This is a genomic window from Streptomyces globisporus C-1027 (assembly GCF_000261345.2).
Lineage (GTDB): Bacteria > Actinomycetota > Actinomycetes > Streptomycetales > Streptomycetaceae > Streptomyces > Streptomyces pakalii.
The window spans coordinates 2,196,611-2,213,432 of sequence record NZ_CP013738.1 but is presented as its reverse complement, the minus strand read 5'-3'; the positions used below and the strand labels follow the sequence as shown (position 1 = coordinate 2,213,432).

The 16,822-nt window shown below is 70.0% G+C and carries 15 protein-coding genes; 8 read left to right on the top strand and 7 right to left on the bottom strand.

Annotation, left to right across the window (positions count from 1 at the left end):
• Positions 1–114: 114 nt before the first annotated feature.
• The 5 genes from WQO_RS09725 to WQO_RS09705 form a co-directional block, all read right to left on the bottom strand.
• Positions 115–804, bottom strand: coding sequence for a response regulator (locus tag WQO_RS09725; protein ID WP_030806584.1), 690 nt, complete (start codon positions 802–804; stop codon positions 115–117).
• Positions 801–2,162, bottom strand: coding sequence for a sensor histidine kinase (locus WQO_RS09720; protein WP_010057487.1), 1,362 nt, complete (start codon positions 2,160–2,162; stop codon positions 801–803). The genes WQO_RS09725 and WQO_RS09720 overlap by 4 nt, the downstream gene beginning before the upstream one ends.
• A gap of 227 nt (positions 2,163–2,389) precedes the next feature.
• Entirely contained in the window at positions 2,390–3,358 is a 969-nt protein-coding gene (locus tag WQO_RS09715) for a DUF4429 domain-containing protein (protein ID WP_010057488.1), read from the bottom strand.
• Positions 3,359–3,444: 86 nt separating this feature from the next.
• Entirely contained in the window at positions 3,445–4,653 is a 1,209-nt protein-coding gene (locus WQO_RS09710) for an alpha/beta hydrolase (protein WP_010057489.1), read from the bottom strand.
• 171 nt (positions 4,654–4,824) lie between these two features.
• The gene (locus tag WQO_RS09705; protein ID WP_010057490.1) at positions 4,825–5,478 is read right to left on the bottom strand and encodes a TetR family transcriptional regulator; all 654 of its coding nucleotides are present in this window, start codon (positions 5,476–5,478) and stop codon (positions 4,825–4,827) included.
• 251 nt (positions 5,479–5,729) lie between these two features.
• Here WQO_RS09705 and WQO_RS09700 point away from each other — a divergent pair, with 251 nt between their 5' ends.
• The gene (locus WQO_RS09700) at positions 5,730–7,226 is read left to right on the top strand and encodes an MFS transporter (protein WP_382789370.1); all 1,497 of its coding nucleotides are present in this window, start codon (positions 5,730–5,732) and stop codon (positions 7,224–7,226) included.
• Positions 7,227–7,498: 272 nt separating this feature from the next.
• Positions 7,499–7,903 (top strand): peptidase inhibitor family I36 protein, encoded by a 405-nt coding sequence (locus WQO_RS09695; protein ID WP_029181994.1) that lies wholly within the window; start codon positions 7,499–7,501, stop codon positions 7,901–7,903.
• A 62-nt stretch (positions 7,904–7,965) separates the two neighbouring features.
• Here WQO_RS09695 and aceE read toward each other — a convergent pair whose 3' ends face one another.
• Complete coding sequence (aceE, locus tag WQO_RS09690; protein WP_010057494.1) at positions 7,966–10,698, bottom strand: pyruvate dehydrogenase (acetyl-transferring), homodimeric type; 2,733 nt, start codon at positions 10,696–10,698, stop codon at positions 7,966–7,968.
• Positions 10,699–11,200: 502 nt separating this feature from the next.
• Between aceE and WQO_RS09685 the strand changes: the two genes are divergently transcribed.
• The 6 genes from WQO_RS09685 (at position 11,201) to WQO_RS09660 (ending at position 15,792) form a co-directional block, all read left to right on the top strand.
• A complete protein-coding gene (locus WQO_RS09685) occupies positions 11,201–11,638 on the top strand; it encodes a DUF3052 domain-containing protein (RefSeq protein WP_010057496.1) in 438 nt (145 codons plus the stop codon).
• Positions 11,639–11,786: 148 nt separating this feature from the next.
• Positions 11,787–12,245: a peroxiredoxin gene (locus WQO_RS09680; RefSeq protein WP_006124187.1), complete on the top strand. Its 459-nt coding sequence runs from the start codon at positions 11,787–11,789 to the stop codon at positions 12,243–12,245.
• 138 nt (positions 12,246–12,383) lie between these two features.
• Positions 12,384–12,959, top strand: coding sequence for a TerD family protein (locus tag WQO_RS09675; RefSeq protein ID WP_010057498.1), 576 nt, complete (start codon positions 12,384–12,386; stop codon positions 12,957–12,959).
• A 129-nt stretch (positions 12,960–13,088) separates the two neighbouring features.
• Positions 13,089–13,664 (top strand): TerD family protein, encoded by a 576-nt coding sequence (locus tag WQO_RS09670; protein ID WP_010057499.1) that lies wholly within the window; start codon positions 13,089–13,091, stop codon positions 13,662–13,664.
• A 74-nt stretch (positions 13,665–13,738) separates the two neighbouring features.
• Complete coding sequence (locus WQO_RS09665; protein ID WP_010057501.1) at positions 13,739–14,890, top strand: DUF475 domain-containing protein; 1,152 nt, start codon at positions 13,739–13,741, stop codon at positions 14,888–14,890.
• Positions 14,891–15,057: 167 nt separating this feature from the next.
• Positions 15,058–15,792 (top strand): TerD family protein, encoded by a 735-nt coding sequence (locus WQO_RS09660; RefSeq protein WP_010057504.1) that lies wholly within the window; start codon positions 15,058–15,060, stop codon positions 15,790–15,792.
• Between the two features lie 25 nt (positions 15,793–15,817).
• On the opposite strand, the gene WQO_RS09655 is transcribed toward WQO_RS09660, so the two are convergent.
• Positions 15,818–16,711 (bottom strand): TerD family protein, encoded by an 894-nt coding sequence (locus WQO_RS09655; RefSeq protein ID WP_029181995.1) that lies wholly within the window; start codon positions 16,709–16,711, stop codon positions 15,818–15,820.
• Positions 16,712–16,822 lie beyond the last annotated feature (111 nt).

Here is a 16,822-nt window from a genome sequence, read left to right as displayed (position 1 = left end):
TAGGAAGAGGACGGGTGACGCGACGTCACACCCGGGAGCCAACTGCGGGGTGATACCGGGGTAGGGGGTGGGGGAGGAGCCCGTACGGCTGGGCGGGTTGGGGACCCCGTCCGGCTACGCCCCCGCGTCCCCCGGCGTCACCAGCCCCGACTCGTACGCGAAGATCACCGCCTGCGCCCGGTCCCGCAGATCCAGCTTGGCCAGCACCCGCCCGATGTGCGTCTTGACGGTCTGCTCGGCCAGCACCAGACGCCCCGCGATCTCCTGGTTCGAAAGACCCCGGGCGATCAGCTCCAGCACCTCGCTCTCGCGTGGCGTCAGGCCGTGTCGCCGGAGCGCCTGCCCGGTGCGCGTCGCCCCGGCGGGCCGCTGCGCCGCGAAGTCCGCGATCAGCCGCCGGGTCACCGAGGGCGCGAGCAGCGCGTCCCCGGCCGCCACGACCCGTACCGCCGCGATCAGATCGGCGGGCGGAGCGTCCTTCAGCAGGAACCCGGACGCCCCGGCACGCAGCGCCTCGTACACGTAGTCGTCCACGTCGAACGTCGTCAGCATCAGGACCTTCGGCCGGTGCACCACCCCCACCGGCGGGTTCAACAGCTCGCGGGCGGCGGCCAGTCCGTCCATCTCCGGCATCCGCACATCCATCAGGACCACGTCGGGATGCTGGTTGCGGCTGACGTCCACGCCCTGGCGGCCGTCCGCCGCCTCGCCCACCACGTCGATGTCGCTCTGCGCCGCCAGCAGCGCCGCGAACCCGGCCCGCACCATGGCCTGGTCGTCCACGATGATCACGCGGATGGTCACAGATCCTCCGAAGAAGGTTGTACGGAAGGGGAGTCGGGCGGCGAGCCGGCCGGCGGCAGCGGCATCCGTGCGGCCACCCGGAAGCCGCCGTCGGGCAGCGGACCGGTGTCCAGCGTGCCGCCGGTCAACCGTACGCGCTCGCGCATCCCCACCAGCCCGTGCCCGGTCCCGGCGCTCTCCAGCGGCGAAGCGGGCTTCGGCGCGGGCCCGTTGACCACCAGCACGTTCAGATGGCCCGCGGATGCCCGGACCGAGACCTGGGTGCGCGCACCCGGCGCGTGCCGCACCACATTGGCCAGCGCCTCCTGCACGATCCGGTACGCCGACAGATCCACCGCCGACGGCACCTCGCCCAGGTCCGCGGCCAGCGACAGCTCCACCGGCAGCCCGGCCCGTACCGTCGCCTCCACCAGCTGCTGGAGCCGGTCCAGGCCCGGCTGTGGGGCCCGGTCGCCCTCGGTGCCGTCGCTGCGCAGCACCGACAGCAGCCGCCGCATCTCGCCGAGCGACTCCCGCGCGGCCGCCGCGATGGAGGCGAACTCCTCCTGCGCGGGCTCCGAGAGACCGGAGATCCGGTACGGCGCGGAGTCCGCCTGCACGGTGATCACCGACATGTGGTGCGCGACCACGTCGTGCAGCTCGCGGGCGATCCGCGTCCGCTCCTCCAGCAGTGTGCGCTGCGCCCGCTCCGCCTCGCTGATCGTCTCCTGCTCGGCCAGCCGCCGGGTCGCCTCGCCCCGCTCCCGTACCGCCGCGCCGATCACCAGAACCACCGCGCCGAGGATCGGCAGCAGCAGAGCGCTGCCGGTGGCGCGGTCCGAGGGCGCGATCAGCTGCAGGACCGCCCCGGCCGTGGCCGTCGCCGCCCACACCGCGACGACGGTCCGCCGGGTCTCGCGCAGGCCGAGGGCCAGCAGCAGGAAGAGGTAGGCGACCAGCGTCGGCGGGGGCCACGGCCAGGTGTCGTGCCGCCCGGGATCGTGGGCCAGCAGCACCAGCGCGGTCACGATGTCGGCCGGGAAGATGATCCACCACGCCTGGAGGGGCCGGTGGGCGAGCATCAGCAGCGGGGCCGCCTGGGCCACCCCGAGCGCCCCGGCCAGCGCGCCCGGCACGCCGTACTGCGAGGCCAGGACGGTGATGGTGACCGGGATGAAGGTCGCGGCCAGGGCGAGCACCACGACGTACGGCAGCAGTCGCTGCCACGGCTTCGGCGCGTCGGCCAGCAGCGGGGTGGACGGATGGGACGCGTGGGACAGCCCGTGGGCCAGCTCGCGCAGATTGCGGCGGGCGGCGCTCAGCAGACCGTCGGCGGGCGGCGGGGGCCCGGCGGGGGAGGGGGAAGGAGAAGTGGCCATGGCCCGGCCAGCCTAGGCAGGCGAAGGACCCTCGGGCGTCATACCGGGGTTCCGACCCGGCCGGACCGCCTCATACTCCGGTACGGGGTCACGGCCCCGGGTACGGTCGCGGCCCTGGGGGGCACGGCCCGGCGAACGGTCACGGCCCTGGGGGGCCACGGTCCCGCGGACGGTCACGGCCCGGCGAGGGCAGGGCACGGCGTATGCGGCAGCAGGCCCTGCCCCGGTCACAGCTCCGCGAGCAGCTGGGCCTTCTTCGCGGTGTACTCGGCGTCCGTCACCAGTCCGGCCTGGTGCAGCTCGCCGAGGTGATGTATCCGCTCGGCGATGTCCGCGGGATCGCGCCGCCCGGCGTTCACCAGCGCCGGGGCGGAGGCGGCGGGCGCGGGCTGGGTCCGGCGTACGGATTCCAGGACGGCGGCGGCGAAGGGAAGTGACTCGTGCACCGGCCCGTAGCCCAGGCCGAACAGCACGGCGGCCGGATCCTGGTCCGCGGCCCGGGTGACCGGAGCCGCCGCGGGCACCCCGTCGGCGCTCGCGCCGTCCGCACTCCCGGAGCCGCCGGGGCCGTGCAGATCGCCCAGGCTGCCGCCGGTGCGGTGGTCGACCGGGGCCGCCGCGCGGGGCAGCAGCCGCAGGTAGCCGTCGAGCGCCTCGGGCGAGCGCCATACGATTCCGGCCAACTCGCTCACTTTGAAGGTCTGGTCGCCGGCCTTCCACTTGGCGCTGGACGCCCCGGTCCAGGACCACCGGAAGGAGACCCGCTCGCCGTCGAAGCCGGCCCGGCCGTCGTACGCCTTGAAGTTCATCGGGGCCTCGGGGGCCGCAACGAGGAAGCGGTCGGCGGGCTCGTCGGACGCCGGGTCGAGCAGGGCCCTCAGCTCGTCCGCGTAGTACTCGGCGAGCACTTCGCGCTCCGCCGGAAGCACCAGGCGATAGGGGTCGCACCCCTCCTTGAGCTGCCCGGAGGCAGCCTCCACCAGAGGATCGGCGCCCGCCCTCGGCACGGCACGCAGAACCACCGTGCCCCGCTTCCCGGGGGTCAGCGTCACCGACGACAGCGCCGCATACGGGATGCGGCGCTCCCGCAGGCTCTGGAAGAGCTTCGGTGTGCGGATGCCCCGTTCGAAGCGGATGAGCACGGAGTCGGCGTCGAACTCCCAGGTGGCATGAATTCCGGCCAGCACATCACCCATGTGCCTCATCGTATGCGGCACAGTCCCGCACGTCCCCCCTCGAAGTACGTCCCAATTTTTCGGCCCGGTACGGTCCTCTACGCGCGTCAGCCGTCCCGCTCGCCGGAAATACCGCTGTGGCATGTGCTGTCGGCGCCCGCGCAGCTGACCGATCCGTACGCTCCGACGCCGATCGCGGCGAAGTTGTCGAGGCTCTCGGTGCCCGGTTCGAAGTAGCCGCTGTGCCCGGCCGCCCCGGCCGCCGAGACGATCCGCGCACCGAACGCCGGGTCGACCGGGTCGGCCCCGTGACCGATCCCGCCGAACTCCATGTGCGGTACGTCCCCGATCCAGTCGTCCCCGTCCCGCGTCGCCCAGATCCGGGCGCCGGTCTCCAGCTGCCCGGCGCTGGCGGCCCGCATACCGGGGCTGCCCGCGACCGCGATGTCGGCCACCCGGTCGGGGGCCCGGTGCGCGGCCACCCCGCACACCACGGAGCCGTAACTGTGGCAGAACAGCGAGACCTTCGAGGCACCGGGCAGCGCGCCGACCATCGCGTTCAGCCGCACCGCGCCCTCCGCCGCGAGCCCGCCCAGCGCCGCGTCCATACCGAGACCGGCCGGGGCGGTGTAGTCGGCCCACGCGATGACCGCCGTACGCGTGCCCGGGGAGGCCGAGCGCTCTGCCCCGTACAGGGACTTGGCCATGCCGACGGGGGCCGCATACGTGCGCTTGCTCCGCTCCAGGGTCAGCAGATGGGTGTCGACGCCCGGGACGACGACGGAGACCCGGGCGGCCCGGTCGAGATCGCCGAACACCTCGGCAGCCCGGCCCTTCCCGGACGGATCGAAGGCCAGGATCTGCCGGTCGCCCTTGACCAGCGAACGGAACCGGTCGAGCCGGGCCCGCGCCTCGTCGCGCCCGTCCGGTGACAACTTCTCGTCGTGCGCCCGCGTCTTCTCCACGGCCACCGCCTGCCCGAGGGCCACCCGGTTGGCGTGGTAGCGCAGCGTGACCGGCGCGCCGTTCAGGTTCCCCACCACCGACGGGTACTTGTCCGCGAGCGCGAACCGCTGGCCCGAGGTGAGCGTGGCGAAGAAGTGGGCCAGCCGATAGGCGGGGGCATCGGCCTCCGGCAGCGCATGGCCCGCTATCCGGTCCCGCGCCCAGGCGGCGAGCGCCAGCTCGCGCGGCCCGTCGGCCTGCTGATCGCGTACGGCACTCCAGCCCGTCGTCGCCAGCATCACGAACACCACCGCTACGGCGAGCAGCGCGCGCCATACGGTCAACGTGGGGGAGGTGTCGAAGGAAGTCACTGCGCCACACCCTAGGAGACGCGCGCCGACGACCGTGATTCAGGTGAGGTACATCACCCGTCCGCGAAGGATTCACTCCGGATTTCTCACGGAGGGTCACGGCCGCCTCGTGGCTGCGCTACCGGTGACCGGCAGGTCCGCCGGGCGACGACGGCAGTTCGACGACAGGGCCTAGCTCTCGCGCCAGTCGCGGGCGAGGGCCGGGACGAGCTGGTCGAGATACTCCTCGGTCAGATCGCGCAGCGCCTCCACGCTCGGATCGACCCCCTTCCCCCACAGCTGGCCGGTCACCCGCATCACCCCGGAGAACGCGGCGACGGCCACCCGCGGCCGGGGGTCGCGCTCCACGTCCAGCCCCTCACGCTCCGCGATCAGCCGGGCGATCTGGTTCTCCATGGCGATGCCGCGCCGCATGTGGGCGGCGAGCAGGGAGGGGGTCGACTCGATCATCTGGTAGGTCCGCATATGGAGGTCGACGGTGATGACCTCCTCGATCGCCTCGCCGATGCTGTTCCACGCGCACAGCACCGCCCGGCGCATGGCCTCGAAGGGCGCTTCGTGCGCGGGGCGCCGGCGCAGCTCCTCGACGAAGCGGGACTCGACCATCTCCTGCACGGCGAAGGTGGTCTCCTCCTTGCTCGCGAAGTAGCGGAAGAAGGTGCGCTGGGAGACCTCCACGGCGTCGACGATCTCGTCGACGGTAGTGCGTTCGTACCCCTGAGTGGTGAACAGTTCGAGGGCAGCGCGCAGCAAGGCGTCGCGGGTGCGCTGTTTCTTGCGTTCACGCAGTCCGGGTCGGGGCTCGACTGTCTGCCCGTCGGTCACGTACCGGTCCCTCTTTTCCCGTGTTCGTCCAGCTCAGCATAGCTGCGAGCGACGTGTGAGCTACGTGACAGTTACTGTCTTGTGAATTGGTTTGTCAACTGTCAGAGGCTGTCACTAGTCTCCCCGTTATGACTAGTCAGACCACCGTCGAGAAGGCGCCGCGGGAGCCCGAAGACAACGCAGGACCCGCCCCGGTCAAGGGGCTTCGCGGCCACCCCTGGCTGACCCTCTTCGCCGTCGCCATCGGCGTGATGATGGTCGCCCTCGACGGCACCATCGTCGCCATCGCGAACCCCGCCATCCAGAAGGACCTCGGCGCCACGCTCGCCGACGTCCAGTGGATCACCAACGGCTACCTGCTCGCCCTCGCGGTGGCTCTCATCACCGCGGGCAAGCTGGGCGACCGCTTCGGCCACCGGCAGACCTTCCTCATCGGCATCGCCGGCTTCGCCGCCTCGTCCGCCGCCATCGGCTTCTCCAAGGAGATCGGCCTCGTCGTTCTCTTCCGGGTGCTCCAGGGCCTCTTCGGTGCCCTGCTGATGCCGGCCGCGCTCGGCCTGCTGCGCGCCACGTTCCCCGCCGAGAAGCTGAACATGGCGATCGGCATCTGGGGCATGGTGATCGGAGCCTCCACCGCGGGCGGCCCGATCGTCGGCGGTCTGCTCGTCGAGCACGTCAGCTGGCAGTCGGTCTTCTTCATCAACGTGCCGGTCGGCATCGTGGCACTCGCCTTCGGCCTGGTGATCCTCAAGGACCACCGCGCCGCGAACGCGCCGCGCTCCTTCGACATCCCCGGCATCGTGCTGCTCTCGGGCGCGATGTTCGCCCTCATCTGGGGCATCATCAAGGCCGGTGAGTCCTGGGGCTGGGGCGACGGGCGGACCTGGGCCTGGCTCGCCTCCGCCATCGCGCTCTTCATCATCTTCGGCCTCTGGGAGACCAGGGTCCGTGAGCCCCTCGTCCCGCTGGGGATGTTCCGCTCCATCCCGTTGACGGCCGGCGTCGTGCTCATGACGCTGATGGCCTTCGCCTTCATGGGCGGCCTCTTCTTCGTGACGTTCTTCCTCCAGGGCGTCCACGGCCTCAGCCCGGTCGACAGCGGTCTGCACCTGCTGCCGCTGACCGCCATGATGATCGTCGCCTCGCCGGTCGCCGGCCTGCTGATCACCAAGTTCGGCCCGCGGGTCCCGCTGGTCGGCGGCATGGTCTGCACGGCCACCGCGATGTTCGGCATGACCACGCTCAGCGAGTCCACCGGCACCTTCGCGATGTCCCTCTGGTTCGCCCTGCTCGGCTGCGGTCTGGCCCCGGTCATGGTCGGCGCCACCGAGGTCATCGTCGGCAACGCGCCCATGGAGCTGTCCGGTGTGGCCGGCGGTCTCCAGCAGGCCGCCATGCAGGTCGGCGGCGCGCTCGGCACCGCCGTCCTCGGCGCGGTCATGTCCTCCAAGGTCAGCGCCGAGTTCGCGGACAACTGGGCGGGCGCGGGCCTGCCCGGTGCACCCGACCCGAAGCTGGAGGAGGCCGCCGAGTTCGGCATGGTCCCGGTCGACGCCCTCTCCAAGGCTCCCGGCATGACGCCGGACGTCGTCGAGCGCATCGGCGGGGTCATCCACGACACCTTCATGTCCGGCATGGGCCTGGCCTTCACCGTCGCGGGCAGTGTCGCGGTCGTCGCCGCCCTCGTCGCCACCCTCACCAAGCGCGGCGAGAACGCCGAGGCGGGTGCCGGGGTCGGTCACATCTGACGCGCCCCGCACGACGACGCGGATCGTCAACACAGTGCAGGTCACAGCCCCGCCGAATCCTTTCGGCGGGGCTGTCGCCTATCAGGGTGGAGCACCCCGGCCCCTCTTCCGCACCGCCGGCCCGGTGACACAGAGTGAGCGGCGGAAGCACATCACCGACCAACCACGGGGGTTGATCCGCCATGCGCACGAACGCCACGCACACGAACGTCACGGGTACGAACGCCTCGCGCACGAACATCACGGGCACGAATCCAACGCGGACGAATCCGATGCGCACGAACCTGACGCGTACAGCCGTTCTCGCGGCCGCCCTGGCCGTCACCGCACTCGTTCCCCAGGCCCTGGCCCACGACCGGGCGGCCGCTGCCCCCGAGCGGTCCCCGGGCGTCGCTCTCGGCGCCTGTGAGGCGGGCAGGCTCTGCCTCTGGAAGAAGCCCGACTTCACCGGGGCCCGCCACACCTTCGAGCTCTCCGACACCGACATCGAGAGCTGTGTCCCGCTGCCGAAGGGCGGCGACGCCCAGTCCCTCGCCAACCGCACCGGGCGGCCCGTCACCACCTACCAGTCCGCCGAGTGCGCGGAGACCGGGGAGTTCGAGACGTACCCGGGCGGGGGCACCTGGACGCCCCGGTCCCCGTACCAGGTGCGCGCCTTCAAGATCTGGGAGAACTGAGCCCGGACACGCGGGAGGGGCGGCGGCGCCCCAGCGCCACCGCCCCTCCCGGCCGTTCCTGCCTACGCGTCGCCGCCCGCCGCGCCCGGATCGGCCGCGGCCACGTCCAGGAGCTCGTAGCGGTCGACGGCCTTCTTCAGGGCCGACCGGTCGACCTTGCCCTCCTTGGCCAGCTCGGTCAGCACCGCCAGCACGATCGACTGCGCGTCGATGTGGAAGAACCGGCGGGCCGCACCCCGGGTGTCCGCGAAGCCGAAGCCGTCCGCGCCCAGCGACTGGTACGCGCCCGGCACCCAGCGCGCGATCTGGTCCGGCACCGAACGCATCCAGTCCGAGACCGCCACGAACGGACCCTGGGCCCCTTCGAGCTTCTTGGTCACGTACGGGACGCGCTGCTCCTCCTCCGGGTGCAGGAGGTTGTGGCGCTCCACGTCCACCGCGTCGCGGCGCAGCTCGTTCCAGGAGGTCGCCGACCAGACGTCCGCCTTGACGTTCCACTCGTCCGCGAGGATCTTCTGCGCCTCCAGGGCCCAGGGGACCGCCACGCCCGACGCCATGATCTGAGCCGGGATCTCGCCCTTCTCGCCGGTGGAGAAGCGGTGGATGCCCTTGAGAATGCCCTCGACGTCCACGTTCTCCGGCTCGGCCGGGTGCTGGATCGGCTCGTTGTAGACGGTGAGGTAATAGAAGACGTCCTCGTTCGCCTCGCCGTACATCCGGCGGAGCCCGTCCTGCATGATGTGCGCGATCTCGAACCCGAAGGCCGGGTCGTACGCGACACAGCCCGGGTTCGTCGAGGCGAGCAGCTGCGAGTGGCCGTCCGCGTGCTGGAGGCCCTCACCGGTCAGCGTGGTGCGGCCGGCGGTCGCGCCCAGCACGAAGCCGCGCGAGAGCTGGTCGGCCATCTGCCAGAACTGGTCGCCGGTCCGCTGGAACCCGAACATCGAGTAGAAGACGTACACCGGGATCAGCGGCTCGCCGTGCGTGGCGTACGCCGAACCGGCCGCGATCAGCGAGGCCGTGCAGCCCGCCTCGGAGATGCCGTCGTGCAGCATCTGGCCCGTCGGGGACTCCTTGTACGCGAGCAGCAGCTCCCGGTCGACCGCCTCGTACTGCTGACCCAACGGGTTGTAGATCTTCGCACTCGGGAAGAACGCATCCATGCCGAAGGTGCGGTACTCGTCGGGGGCGATCAGCACGAACCGCTTGCCGATCTCCTTGTCCCGCATGAGGTCCTTCAGGATGCGGACGAACGCCATGGTGGTGGCGATCGACTGCGAACCCGAACCCTTCTTCGCGGCCGCGTACGTCTTGTCCGCGGGCTGCGGCAGTGGCTTCGCCCGGACCACCCGGGTCGGGACGTAACCGCCCAGACCCTGCCGGCGGTCGTGCATGTACTGGATCTCCTCCGAGTCGCGGCCCGGGTGGTAGTAGGGCGGGTAGCCCTCGTCCAGCTGCTTGTCCGTGATCGGGATGTGCAGGCGGTCCCGGAAGCGCTTGAGGTCCTCGACCGTGAGCTTCTTCATCTGGTGGGTCGCGTTGCGGCCCTCGAAGTTCGGCCCCAGCGTCCAGCCCTTGACCGTCTGCGCCAGGATGACCGTCGGCTGGCCCTTGTGCGCCTTGGCCGCCGCGTAGGCCGCGTAGACCTTGCGGTGGTCGTGACCGCCGCGGCCCAGGTGCAGGATCTGCTGGTCGGTCATGTCCTTGACCATGTCCCGCAGCCGCGGGTCGTCGCCGAAGAAGTGCTCGCGGATGTACGCACCGGTCTCGGTCGCGTACGTCTGGAACTGGCCGTCCGGCGTGGTGTTCAGCTTGTTGACCAGGATGCCCGTGCGGTCCTGCGCCAGCAGCGGGTCCCAGGAACGGTCCCAGACCAGCTTGATGACGTTCCAGCCGGCGCCCCGGAACTGCGACTCCAGCTCCTGGATGATCTTGCCGTTGCCGCGCACCGGGCCGTCGAGCCGCTGGAGGTTGCAGTTGACGACGAAGGTCAGGTTGTCCAGGCCCTCACGGGCCGCGATGGACAGCTGGCCCAGCGACTCCGGCTCGTCCATCTCGCCGTCGCCCAGATAGGCCCAGACGTGCGACTTGGACGTGTCGGCGATGCCGCGCGCCTCCATGTAGCGGTTCATCCGCGCCTGGTAGATCGCGCCGAGCGGGCCGAGGCCCATCGAGACGGTCGGGAACTCCCAGAAGTCCGGCATGAGCCGCGGGTGCGGGTAGCTGGACAGACCGTTCGGGGCCTTCGACTTCTCCTGGCGGAAGGCGTCGAGCTGCGCCTCGCTCAGCCGGTCCAGCAGGAACGCGCGGGCGTAGATCCCCGGGGACGCGTGCCCCTGGAAGAAGATCTGGTCGCCGCCGTCGCCCTGGTCCTTGCCCCGGAAGAAGTGGTTGAAGCCCACGTCGTACAGCGAGGCGGAGGAGGCGAAGGTGGCGATGTGGCCGCCGACGCCGATCCCGGGACGCTGGGCCCGCGAGACCATCACGGCGGCGTTCCAGCGGGTCGCGTTGAGGACCTTGCGCTCGATCTCCTCGTCGCCGGGGAAGAACGGCTCGTCCTTCGTGGCGATCGTGTTCACGTAGTCCGTGCTGCGCATCTCCGGCACGGCGACGCGCTTCTCACGCGCGCGCTCGATGAGCCGGAGCATCAGGTAGCGGGCCCGCTCACGGCCGCGCTCGTCGACGGCGGCGTCGAGGGAGTCGAGCCATTCCTTGGTCTCCTCGGGATCAAAGTCCGGGACCTGGCTCGGAAGGCCGCCAATGATGATCGGGTTGCGATCGGATCCGGAAGCCACACTGTTCCTTCGCTGTTCGGTGGTGCTCGGGGCTGTTACGGGGAACGTGCCCCCCGAACAGCTCTGTCAACTCTGTGCGCGCCGCCTCCATCGTGCTACCGCGAGGCCCCGAACGTCATCTCTACCGACCGGTAACCGCACGGTTCGGAGAACTCGTCCGCGGGGCAGGCGTGTGGGCGGTGCACGGCTGGGTACGGGCAAACCGCAACCTTACGCCCAAGGCGTCCAAGCGTTCCCAAAGGCTGTTCGACTCCTATTGGCGGAGCGAAACCGCATAAGCTGAGGAAGGACGTAAACGGACGGAGCGACCGGGGCAGGCCCCCGGGAAGCCGCCGGAGAGACATGCCGGAACTTGCGGTGACGTGGCAGGGAACGTCACCGTATAGGCGGTCTCGCACGCTGGGTACTTGCGCGATTCGCCGGGCCCGTGTGGACTACGGCCTACGCCCCGCGCACGCGCGTGGCTGCAGCATTTTCCGAAGACATGATCAGGAGGCATCCCGTGAGCGCGACCGCGGACCACGCGGAGGAGCGGACCAACCCGGCAGCACGCCTGGGGTTCGAGCCCGGACAGGTGGTCCAGGAGATCGGCTACGACGACGACGTCGAGCTGGAGCTCCGTGAGGGCATTGAGGCCACTACCGGCCAGGAAATCGTCGACGAGGAGTACGACGACGTCGCAGACGTCGTCCTGCTCTGGTTCCGTGACGAGGACGGCGACCTTACGGACGCGCTGGTGGATGCCATCGGTCTGATCGAGGACGGCGGGATGGTCTGGCTGATGACGCCGAAGACCGGCCGTGACGGTTACGTCGAACCGAGCGACATCAATGAGGCCGCCCAGACGGCCGGGCTCGCCCAGACCAAGAGCATCAGCGCGGGCAAGGACTGGACGGGCAGCCGTCTGGCCACTCCCAAGGGGGCCAAGGCCAAGCGCTGAACCGCTTCTCGCACCACCCCGAGGCCCTCACGGGCGCATCCGCATCCGTGAGGGCCTTCGTCTGGCCGCAGCCGGTCTGCGTAGGGTGGGAGTCACCCGGACGGACCCGAGCCGGGAAGCGGAGAAGCGGCGAAGGGATACGTGTTCCATGACGATCGAGGTCGGCAGCCAGGCCCCGGACTTCCAGCTCAAGGACAACCACGGCCGGACCGTGCGGCTGTCGGAGTTCCGCGGTGAGAAGAACGTGGTGCTGGTGTTCTACCCGTTCGCCTTCACCGGCGTCTGCACCGGCGAGCTCTGCGCGCTCCGCGACGAGCTGCCCCGCTTCGAGAACGAGGGCACCCAGCTCCTCGCCGTCTCCAACGACTCCATCCACACCCTGCGCGTGTTCGCCGAGCAGGAGGGCCTCGAGTACCCGCTGCTGTCCGACTTCTGGCCGCACGGGGAGACCTCGCGGGCGTACGGCGTCTTCGACGAGGACAAGGGCTGCGCGGTGCGCGGCACCTTCGTCATCGACAAGGAGGGTGTCGTCCGCTGGAGCGTCGTCAACGGCCTCCCGGACGCCCGTGACCTGAACGATTACGTCAAGGCGCTCGAAGCGCTCTGAGACGATCTCCTGGCGACGCCCGGTCAAAAGCCTGTTTTGGCCGGGAACCGGTCACTAGGATCCAATCGTTGATCCGATGCCAACGAACGACGGGGACGCTGGTGTCTGCCGGCCCCTGAGAAAACTACTGGAGGACTCGTGGGAGTCAGCCTCAGCAAGGGCGGCAACGTCTCGCTGACCAAGGCCGCGCCCAACCTGACCGCGGTCATCGTCGGTCTGGGCTGGGACGCCCGCACCACCACCGGTGGTGACTTCGACCTCGACGCCAGCGCCCTGCTGGCGAACGCCGAGGGCAAGGTCGCCGCCGACGGCAATTTCGTCTTCTTCAACAACCTGAAGAGCCCCGACGGCTCCGTCGAGCACACCGGTGACAACACCACCGGTGAGGGCGAGGGCGACGACGAGGTCATCAAGGTGAACCTCGCCGGTGTCCCGGCCGACGTCGACAAGATCGTCTTCCCGGTCTCGATCTACGAGGCCGAGAGCCGTCAGCAGAGCTTCGGCCAGGTCCGCAACGCGTACATCCGCGTGGTCAACCAGGCTGACAACAGCGAGCTCGCCCGCTACGACCTGAGCGAGGACGCCTCGACGGAGACCGCGATGGTCTTCGGCGAGCTCTACCGCAACGGTGCCGAGTGGAAGTTCCGCGCCATCGGCCAGGGGTACGCCTCCGGCCTGCGCGGCATCGCCCAGGACTTCGGCGTCAACGTCTGACGTTCTGGCGCCAGGGGGGCGTCCGGCCGGTCCTGACCCGCCGGACGCCCCCGACCGGGCGCTTTCGACGCCCGACCCCGGGCGTCGAAAGCGCCCGGCAGCGTTTTTCACGACTCGGGGAGGACACACATGGGCGTCACGCTCGCCAAGGGAGGCAATGTCTCCCTCTCCAAGGTCGCACCCAACCTCACCCAGGTGCTGGTCGGGCTCGGCTGGGACGCACGCTCCACCACGGGCGCCGCTTTCGACCTCGACGCCAGCGCCCTGCTGTGCCAGTCGGGCCGGGTGCTCGGTGACGAGTGGTTCGTCTTCTACAACAACCTCACGAGCCCCGACGGCTCCGTCGAGCACACCGGCGACAACCTCACCGGTGAGGGCGACGGCGACGACGAGTCCGTCATCGTGCGCCTCGACCAGGTCCCGGCCCACTGCGACAAGATCGTCTTTCCGGTCTCGATCCATGACGCGGACAACCGGGGCCAGGCGTTCGGCCAGGTCAGCAACGCCTTCATCCGCGTCGTCAACCAGGCCGACGGCCAGGAGCTCGCCCGCTACGACCTGAGCGAGGACGCCTCGACGGAGACCGCGATGATCTTCGGCGAGCTCTACCGGTACAACGGCGAGTGGAAATTCCGTGCAGTCGGCCAGGGGTACGCGTCTGGCCTGCGGGGCATCGCTCTAGACTTCGGCGTCAACGTTTCATAATGCCGCGCAGGTCCTAGGCGCGGGGGGCCCCGACACTCCGGGGGAGACCCTTTTACAACACGATGGGGTAGCCAGTGGTACTGAAAACCTTCGGCTGGTCGTTCGCGGTCACCGCGCTCGGCCTGGTCGCAGCGATTTTCTACGGGGGGTGGCAGGCTTTCGGCATCGTCGCGATCCTGTCCGTCCTGGAGATCTCGCTGTCCTTCGACAACGCGGTGATCAACGCCGGAATCCTGAAGAAGATGAATGCCTTCTGGCAGAAAATCTTCCTCACCGTCGGCATCCTCATCGCCGTCTTCGGTATGCGACTGGTGTTCCCCGTCGTGATCGTGGCCGTGAGCGCCAAGCTCGGACCGATCGAGGCCATCGACCTGTCCTTCAACGATCCGGACAAGTACAAGGAACTGGTGACGGACGCCCATCCGTCGATCGCCGCCTTCGGTGGCATGTTCCTGCTGATGATCTTCCTCGACTTCATCTTCGACGAGGAGCGGGACATCCAGTGGCTGCGCTGGATCGAGCGTCCGCTCGCCAAGCTCGGCAAGGTCGACATGCTGTCGGTCTGCGTCGCCCTGATCATCCTGATGATCACCGCCATGACCTTCGCGACCCAGGCCCACCAGCACGGCGGCGGGCACGTGGACAAGTCGGCGACGGTCATGCTCTCCGGTATCGCCGGTCTGATCACCTACCTGATCGTCGGCGGGCTCTCCGGATTCTTCGAGGGCAAGCTCGAAGAGGAGGAGGAGCGTGAGCACGAGGCCGAGGAAGAGGCCAAGAAGAAGGGCAAGCCCGTCACCGGGGTCGCCCTCGCCGGAAAGGCCGCGTTCTTCCTCTTCCTCTACCTGGAAGTCCTGGACGCCTCGTTCTCCTTCGACGGCGTCATCGGCGCCTTCGCCATCACCAACGAGATCGTGCTGATGGCCCTCGGCCTCGGTATCGGCGCCATGTACGTCCGTTCGCTCACCGTCTACCTGGTGCGCGAGGGCACGCTCGACGACTACGTCTACCTGGAGCACGGCGCGCACTACGCGATCGGCGCGCTCTCGATCATCCTGCTGATCACCATCCAGCACGAGATCAACGAGCTCATCACCGGTTCGGTCGGCGTGATCCTGATCGCCCTCTCCTTCTGGTCCTCGGTCAAGCGCAACCGTGCGCTCGCCGCGGAATCCGGTGGAGGCGACGGCTCGGGCACCAAGGCGGAAGTGTCCTCCGGGGTGTGACCCGGTAAGGATTGAGGAACGCTCTCTGCGGGGCGGCCCACACGGCGACGGCTCTCCGGGAACTCCCGGACCCGGCCCGGAGGCCGCCCCGCAGTGATGTCCGGGCGCGCGAACAGGCAGCGCGAGCAGTCGGCGCGAGCAGGCGACGCGAACAGGTGGGGGTAGGGATGGGATTCTTCGACGGCCTGTGGCCGGGGCGCGCGGCACAGTTCGACTCGGGCAACGCGGCGTCGAGCGCCCTCGTGCTGTCCAAGCGGAACGCCACGGTCTCGCTCAACAAGCAGGGAGCCCTCTCGGGCAACCTCCGGGTCAACCTCTCCTGGCGGATGCGGACCTCGGACATCGAGGGCCGCTCACGCCAGAGCGGCAGGCTGCGGCGCCCCCTCCAGCTCTTCAAGCCCGAGGTGGTCCAGGCGCACACCCAGGGCGTCGTCAACGTCGACCTGGACCTCGGCTGCATGTACGAGCTGATGGACGGCACCAAGGGGGTCGTCCAGCCCCTGGGCAGCCTGATCGGCGACCTCAACGGCCCGCCCTACGTCCGGCTCAGCGGCGACGACCGGTTCGGCGCGCCCTCGGGCGAGACGGTCTACGTCAACCTCGACCAGCGCGACAAGATCAAGCGGCTGCTGTTCTTCGTCTACATCTACGACCGGACGCCGGCGTTCGACCGTACGCACGCCAAGATCACGCTCTACCCGGGCCACGGCCCACGTATCGAGATCGAGCTGGACGAACGCGCCCCGCAGGCCCGCTCCTGCGCGGTGTTCACCGTGGAGAACATCAAGGACGAGCTGATCGTGCGCCGCGAGGTGAAGTTCGTGTACGGATTCCAGTCCGAGCTGGACCGGCTGTACGGCTACGGCATGCAATGGGGGCGCGGCTACAAGTCCCGTACCTGATCCGGGGCCGCTCCCGGGGCACGGCTCAGGACCGGACGAACTGCGGACCTTGTGGAGGCAGCGCGAAATGGGGGTCGGGCGCGTGCGCGGCGGCTGCCGCGGGCTGCGGGTAGCCGTAGGCGGGCGGCGCGGCGGCGGGCTGCGGATAGCCGTACGCCGGCTGCTGGGCCCCGGAGGCAGCGGGGGGCGCGGCCGGGGGCGGATAGCCGTAGGAGGGCTGCTGATGCTGCACGGTGGCCTGGGAGTCGGGCCCGGTTCCGGTGGCCGCGGCCGGGACGGGCCCCGGCGGCGCGCTCGGAGGCGGCGGCACGGCGGCCGGGAGGGGCCCCGCGGCGGCCGGCTCCTGCGTCCCGTCGGCCGCCCGGTCCGCGCCCTCCGACTCGTCCACCGAGATGCCGAAGGCGGTGGCCAGGCCGATCAGGCCGGTGGGATAGCCCTGGCCGACCGCACGGAACTTCCAGCCCTCGCCGCGGCGGTACAGCTCGCCGCAGATGATCGCCGTCTCTTCCCCCGTCTCCGGCCGCACATCGAACACCGCCAGCGGCTCGCCGTCGGCGAACGCGGCGTCGAACAGGAGTATCCGCAGGTCCGGAACCTGCTCGAAGGCGGCTCCGTCGGAGGAGGCCGCGATGACGACCTGGTCCACCGAGGCGTCGAGCGCCCCGAGGTCCGCCTCGACCGTGTCCGTCAGCCCTTCCGGGACACTGCGCTTCGGCAGCCGCCGGACCAGGCCGGAGGGGTGCCTGGGCTGGTTGTAGAAGACGAAGTCCTCGTCCGACCGCACCCGTCCGGACGCACCGAGGAGCAGGGCGGAGGCGTCCACGTCGGGAACCCCGGTGCCCGGGGTCCAGCGCAGCACGGCCCGGACGGCCGCGGCATCGACAGGGACGTTCGAGCCCTTCAGCATCGTGTGCGTCATGACGGTCATCCTGCCTGCTGGGGACCCGTGCGGACAACGCGGGGGGCGGCACGGCCGCGCCCGGCGGTGGCGCTGACCGAGCGGGACAGTACCGCGAGAGAGGGTCGGACA

Coding starts and splice junctions, on each gene's coding strand:
- WQO_RS09720 (WP_010057487.1), bottom strand. CDS start 2,162: ATGGCCACTTCTCCTTCCCCCTCCCCCGCCGGGCCCCCGCCGCCCGCC.
- WQO_RS09715 (WP_010057488.1), bottom strand. CDS start 3,358: ATGGGTGATGTGCTGGCCGGAATTCATGCCACCTGGGAGTTCGACGCC.
- WQO_RS09700 (WP_382789370.1), top strand. CDS start 5,730: ATGATGGTCGCCCTCGACGGCACCATCGTCGCCATCGCGAACCCCGCC.
- WQO_RS09695 (WP_029181994.1), top strand. CDS start 7,499: ATGCGCACGAACCTGACGCGTACAGCCGTTCTCGCGGCCGCCCTGGCC.
- WQO_RS09680 (WP_006124187.1), top strand. CDS start 11,787: ATGACGATCGAGGTCGGCAGCCAGGCCCCGGACTTCCAGCTCAAGGAC.
- WQO_RS09670 (WP_010057499.1), top strand. CDS start 13,089: ATGGGCGTCACGCTCGCCAAGGGAGGCAATGTCTCCCTCTCCAAGGTC.
- WQO_RS09660 (WP_010057504.1), top strand. CDS start 15,058: ATGGGATTCTTCGACGGCCTGTGGCCGGGGCGCGCGGCACAGTTCGAC.
- WQO_RS09655 (WP_029181995.1), bottom strand. CDS start 16,711: ATGACGCACACGATGCTGAAGGGCTCGAACGTCCCTGTCGATGCCGCG.